This is a genomic window from Rhizobacter sp. P1_G5, from assembly GCF_056405435.1.
The window spans coordinates 1-1,223 of record NZ_JBFUCB010001017.1; the positions used below are offsets into that span (position 1 = coordinate 1).

The window sequence follows — 1,223 nt, forward strand, 5'->3', positions numbered from 1 at the left end:
AGGATGGCGTGATCACCGACGCCAACCCGCCGGCGCTCGCGCTGATCGGCTACACGCTAGAGGAACTGAAGGGCCGCCAGACGCTGGAGTTCATCGCGCCCGACCAGCTCGCGCGCGCCGCCGCGACGCAATCGGCCGGTGCCGAGATCACCTACGAGAGCGTCGCGCTGCACAAGGATGGCCGCCGCCTGCCGGTGGAATTCACCGTGCGCACGATGCTGCGCAACGGCGAGCGCATGCGCATGACGCTGGTGCGCGACCTGCGCGACCGGCAGGCGGCGCAGGAGCGCATCCACCACCTGGCGCACCACGACGCGCTGACGCAGCTGCCGAACCGGATGAGCTTCATGGAGACGCTGGAGCACCGCATCACCGGCGCGCGCACCAGCGACTCGCAGCTCGCGCTGCTGTTCATCGACCTCGACCATTTCAAGCGCGTCAACGACTCGCTGGGCCACCTGATCGGCGACACGCTGCTGCAGACGGTCGCGCAGCGCATCATCCAGAGCCTGCGCTCGACCGACCTGGTGGCGCGCTTCGGCGGCGACGAGTTCATCGTGCTGCTGCCGGGCGTGCTGCAGCGCGCCGACGTCGAGGAGGCGACGCAGAAGCTGCTGGCGGCGATCGAGGTGCCGGTGAATGCCGACGGGCGGCTGATCTCGGTGACGCCGTCGGTGGGCATCTCGATGTTCCCGCACGACGGCCAGACGGCCGACGAGCTGATCAAGAACGCCGACACCGCGATGTACCTCGCGAAGGCGCGCGGCCGCGCGAACTACCAGTTCTTCACGCCGGCGATGGCGCGCTCCGCCTATGCCGCGCTGGTGATGGAGAGCCAGCTGACGCAGGCGCTGGAGCGCAGCGAGTTCATGCTGCATTTCCAGCCGCAGGTGCGTGCGCACGATGGCGTGCTGGTCGGCGTCGAGGCGCTGATCCGCTGGAACCACCCGGAGCGCGGGCTGCTGATGCCCGACCATTTCATTCCGCTGGCCGAGCAGCAGCGGCAGATGCTGCCGATCGGCCAGTGGGTGCTGCGCGACGCGCTGCGCTGYGCGCGGCGCTGGCACGAAGCCGGCATCAGCAGCGTGCCGGTGGCGGTGAACCTGTCGAGCGTGCAGTTCCAGACGGTGGGCTTCATCCAGATGATCGCCGACATGCTGCGCGAGGAAGGCGTGCCCGGCGAATTCCTCGAGCTCGAGCTGACCGAGCGCATGCTGATGGAC

At 69.0% G+C, this 1,223-nt stretch carries 1 protein-coding gene; it reads left to right on the forward strand.

Annotated elements, in window-relative coordinates:
• Positions 1-1,223 (forward strand): putative bifunctional diguanylate cyclase/phosphodiesterase (locus tag AC1D12_RS33675; protein ID WP_477845424.1); only part of this gene is annotated, 1,223 nt, incomplete at both ends.